Source organism: Pseudomonas sp. G5(2012) (genome assembly GCF_000408945.1).
Lineage (GTDB): Bacteria > Pseudomonadota > Gammaproteobacteria > Pseudomonadales > Pseudomonadaceae > Aquipseudomonas > Aquipseudomonas umsongensis.
On record NZ_APIO01000023.1, the window covers coordinates 1 to 4,019 of the forward strand.

4 protein-coding genes are annotated in these 4,019 nt (G+C 63.3%); all 4 read left to right on the plus strand.

Translation table 11 applies throughout. The features are described 5' to 3' along the window. Positions 1 to 331: 331 nt before the first annotated feature. The 4 genes from PG5_RS07090 (at position 332) to dmpG (ending at position 3,968) form a co-directional block, all read left to right on the plus strand. The gene (locus PG5_RS07090) at positions 332 to 1,105 is read left to right on the plus strand and encodes a glucose 1-dehydrogenase (protein WP_020796428.1); all 774 of its coding nucleotides are present in this window, start codon (positions 332 to 334) and stop codon (positions 1,103 to 1,105) included. A gap of 73 nt (positions 1,106 to 1,178) precedes the next feature. Next, positions 1,179 to 1,970: a fumarylacetoacetate hydrolase family protein gene (locus PG5_RS07095; RefSeq protein ID WP_020796429.1), complete on the plus strand. Its 792-nt coding sequence runs from the start codon at positions 1,179 to 1,181 to the stop codon at positions 1,968 to 1,970. Positions 1,971 to 2,002: 32 nt separating this feature from the next. After that, positions 2,003 to 2,929 (plus strand): acetaldehyde dehydrogenase (acetylating), encoded by a 927-nt coding sequence (locus PG5_RS07100; protein WP_020796430.1) that lies wholly within the window; start codon positions 2,003 to 2,005, stop codon positions 2,927 to 2,929. A gap of 10 nt (positions 2,930 to 2,939) precedes the next feature. Continuing rightward, positions 2,940 to 3,968 (plus strand): 4-hydroxy-2-oxovalerate aldolase, encoded by a 1,029-nt coding sequence (gene dmpG / locus PG5_RS07105; RefSeq protein WP_020796431.1) that lies wholly within the window; start codon positions 2,940 to 2,942, stop codon positions 3,966 to 3,968. The last annotated feature ends 51 nt before the right edge of the window (positions 3,969 to 4,019 follow it).

The window sequence follows — 4,019 nt, forward strand, 5'->3', positions numbered from 1 at the left end:
GTAAACCGGCATGGATGCCGTTTAGCCGCGCTGGGCCAGGGATGGCCCATCGCGGCGGGCCCCGTAGGAGCGAGCATGCTCCGGGCGGCGTTCCGACGAAAAACCTGAGAGCACCGCGGGGAGTCAGGCTTCCCGCGTCATCGTTGACCTCCATCGCGAGCATGCTCGCTCCTACAGTAAGAGCGAAACCATGGGTGGCCGTTACCGAAGAAACGGATATGTACACCAACCCACCTCATCCAGCCCCCCGCTAGTCCGTTGAGACGATGCCCAACCCGATCACCGCAGTGATAGTAAACCCATCCAAAATCGACCCCACGGAGCAAGGGCCATGAGTATTTTGCAGCGTTTCCAAATGGACGGCAGCGTCGCCATCGTCACTGGCAGCGGCCGCGGTATCGGTCGGGCGATTGCCCTGGCGTATGCCGAAGCCGGCGCCGATGTGGTGTGCTCGGCACGTTCGCTGGACGAAGTGCAGGCCGTGGCCGAGGAAGTTCGCGCCCTCGGTCGGCGCGCCCTGGCCTTCGCCTGCGACGTCAACGATGCCGAGCAACGCCAGGCACTGGTGCGCCACAGCGTCGAGCACATGGGCCGGATCACTCATCTGGTGAACAACGTCGGCGGTGGCGGGCCCAATGACCCGATGACCATGACACCCGAGCAGTTCGCCCAGGTGCTGAACTTCAACGTCGCCACCACCTACGCCTTCTGCCAGTTGTGCGTACCGCTGATGCGCGAGGCCGGCGGCGGCAACATCATCAATATCAGCTCAGTGGCGGCGCGTTATGCCCAGCGCCATTTCAGCGCCTACGGTACGGCCAAGGCGGCCCTCAGCCATCTGACCCGCCTGCTCGCCCAGGACTTCGCGCCGCAAATCCGAGTCAACGCCGTCGCCCCCGGCCCCACCCTGACCGAAGCACTTAACGGCGTGATGCCTGCCGCCATGCGCCAGGTCATGGAAAACAACACCCCGCTCAAATGCCTGGGCACCCCGCAAGACATCGCCGCCGCCGCGCTGTACCTGGCCAGCCCCGCATCGGCCTGGGTGACCGGCAAGATCATTGATGTCGATGGCGGTGCCGACTCGTCGGTCTGGCCCGGCTGACCCACTCCTTTGGGTTCGCCCCTGATGACGTTGGGGCGGGCCTTTTTTCTTCCACCCCTCTGGAGCCCTCGCCATGGACGCCCATTTGATCAACGCGCTCGGTGACGAGCTGTTCAACGCCCTGCGCAGCAGGCAGACGCTGCCCCCCCTGACCCGCCGCTATCCGCAGATCACCCTGGAGCAGGCCTACGGGATTTCCCTGCAGTTCCTGCAGCGCCGTGAAGCTCTCGGCGAGCACGTGATCGGCAAGAAAATCGGGGTCACCAGCCGCGCCGTGCAGGAAATGCTCGATGTCCACCAACCGGATTTCGGCTTCCTCACCAATGCCATGCAGGTCGAGGATGGCAGTGACGTCAGCCTGGCCCGCTACAACCTGATACAGCCCCGGGCCGAAGGCGAAATCGCCTTTATTCTCGGCGAAGATTTGCAAGGCCCGGGCATCCGTGCCGAGGACGTGCTGGCCGCCAGCCAATGGGTGGTGCCGTGCTTCGAGATCGTCGACTCGCGTATCGACGACTGGCAGATCCGCATCCAGGACACCGTGGCCGACAACGCCTCGTGCGGTGTGTTCGCCCTCGGCTCCCAGCGCATCGACCCGCGCTCGCTGGACCTGGCCGCGGTGCACATGCAAATGAGCAAAAACGGCCAACCGGCAGGCTCGGCCCTGGGCTCGGCGGTGCAAGGCCATCCTTGCGCGGCAGTGGCCTGGCTGGCCAATACCCTGGGCGAGCTGGGCATCCCGTTCCGCCGTGGCGAAATCATTCTTTCCGGTGCCCTGGCGCCGCTGGTGCCGGTGATCGCCGGTGACCACATCAGCCTGTCCATGACCGGCCTGGGCGAAGCCAGCCTGCGCTTTGTCCCGTGAATCGCCCTTCCCTCTTCAGGAGCCAAAAAACCATGAGTAAAAAGATCAAATGCGCGCTGATCGGGCCGGGCAACATCGGCACCGACCTGCTGTACAAACTGATGCGCAGCGAGGTGCTGGAACCGGTGTGGATGGTGGGCATCGACGCCACCTCCGAAGGTCTGGCACGAGCACGCGAGCTGGGCCTTAAAACCACCGCAGACGGCGTGGACGGATTGCTCCCGCATGTCCTCGAAGACCAGATCCAGATCGCCTTCGACGCCACGTCGGCCTACGTCCACGCCCAGAACTCGCGCAAGCTCAATGCCCTGGGCGTGTTGATGATCGACCTGACTCCGGCGGCCATCGGCCCGTATTGCGTGCCACCGGTCAACCTCAAGGCGCAACTGGGCCTGGGTGTGATGAACGTCAACATGGTCACCTGCGGCGGTCAGGCCACCATTCCGCTGGTGGCGGCAGTGTCCAGCGTGCAGCCGGTGGAATACGCCGAGATCATTGCCACCGCCGCGTCCAAGTCGGTCGGCCCCGGCACCCGCAAAAACATCGACGAGTTCACCCGCACCACCGCCAGCGCCGTGGAAAAGGTCGGCGGTGCGAAGAAAGGCAAGGCGATCATCATCATCAACCCCGCCGAGCCGCCGCTGATCATGCGCGACACCGTGCATTGCCTGACCGCCAGCGAACCCGACCAGCCCGCGATCACCGCCGCCATCGAGGCCATGATCGAGCAAGTGCAGCGCTACGTGCCCGGCTACAAGCTGGTCAACGGCCCGGTGTTCGACGGCAATCGGGTGTCGATCTTCATGGAAGTCGAAGGCCTGGGCGACTACCTGCCCAAGTACGCCGGCAACCTGGACATCATGACTGCCGCCGCAGCGCGCACCGCCGAGATGTTCGCCGAGGAAATCCTCAAGGGCGAGCTGGTACTCACCGCTACTGCCCAAACCGCTCACGCATAAGGAGTCGACCATGGATCTTCGCGGCAAAAGCATCACCGTTCACGACATGTGCCTGCGCGACGGCATGCACCCCAAGCGTCACCAGATCAGCCTGCAACAGATGAAAGACATCGCCTGCGGCCTCGACGCGGCCGGCGTGCCGCTGATCGAAGTCACCCACGGCGACGGCCTGGGCGGCAGCTCGGTGAACTATGGCTTCCCGGCCCACACCGACGAAGAGTATCTGTCGGCAGTGATCCCATTGATGAAAAAGGCCAAGGTCTCAGCCCTGCTGCTGCCTGGCATCGGCACCGTCGATCATCTGAAAATGGCCCATGAACTGGGGGTCAATACCATTCGCGTGGCCACCCATTGCACCGAGGCCGATGTCAGCGAACAACATATCTCGCACGCCCGCAGCCTGGGCATGGACACCGTCGGTTTCCTGATGATGGCCCACATGAACAGCCCTGAAGGCCTGGTCAAGCAGGGCTTGCTGATGGAAAGCTACGGCGCCAACTGCATCTACCTGACCGATTCGGCGGGCTATCTGCTGCCCCACGACGTCAGTGCTCGCGTGACGGCGATGCGCGCGGCCCTCAAGCCTGAGACCGAAATTGGCTTTCATGGCCACCACAATCTGTCGATGGGTGTGTCCAACTCCATTGCTGCGATTGCCGCCGGGGCCAATCGCATCGACGCCGCCTGCGCAGGACTCGGTGCCGGCGCGGGCAACACGCCGATGGAAGTGCTGGTGGCGGTGTGTGATCGCATGGGTATCGACACCGGCGTCAGTGTGTTCGGCATCCAGGATGTGGCTGAAGACCTGGTGGTACCGATCATGGACTTCCCGATCCGCAGCGACCGCGATGCACTGACCATGGGCTACGCCGGGGTTTATGGCTCGTTCCTGCTATTCGCCAAGCGCGCCGAGAAGAAGTACGGCGTGTCAGCTCGGGAAATTCTTGTTGAGATGGGACGTCGTGGGATGGTTGGTGGGCAGGAGGATATGATCGAGGACACTGCCATGACACTTGCTCGTCTGCGGCGGCAGGGGTAAGGCTTTGTGTTACGCGATTTTTTTCAGGTGTACATATCCGTTGCTGCGGTA

Excerpts from the sequence above, each read along its gene's own strand:
- PG5_RS07090 (WP_020796428.1), top strand. The coding sequence starts at position 332 with ATGAGTATTTTGCAGCGTTTCCAAATGGACGGCAGCGTCGCCATCGTC.
- PG5_RS07095 (WP_020796429.1), top strand. The coding sequence starts at position 1,179 with ATGGACGCCCATTTGATCAACGCGCTCGGTGACGAGCTGTTCAACGCC.
- PG5_RS07100 (WP_020796430.1), top strand. The coding sequence starts at position 2,003 with ATGAGTAAAAAGATCAAATGCGCGCTGATCGGGCCGGGCAACATCGGC.
- dmpG (WP_020796431.1), top strand. The coding sequence starts at position 2,940 with ATGGATCTTCGCGGCAAAAGCATCACCGTTCACGACATGTGCCTGCGC.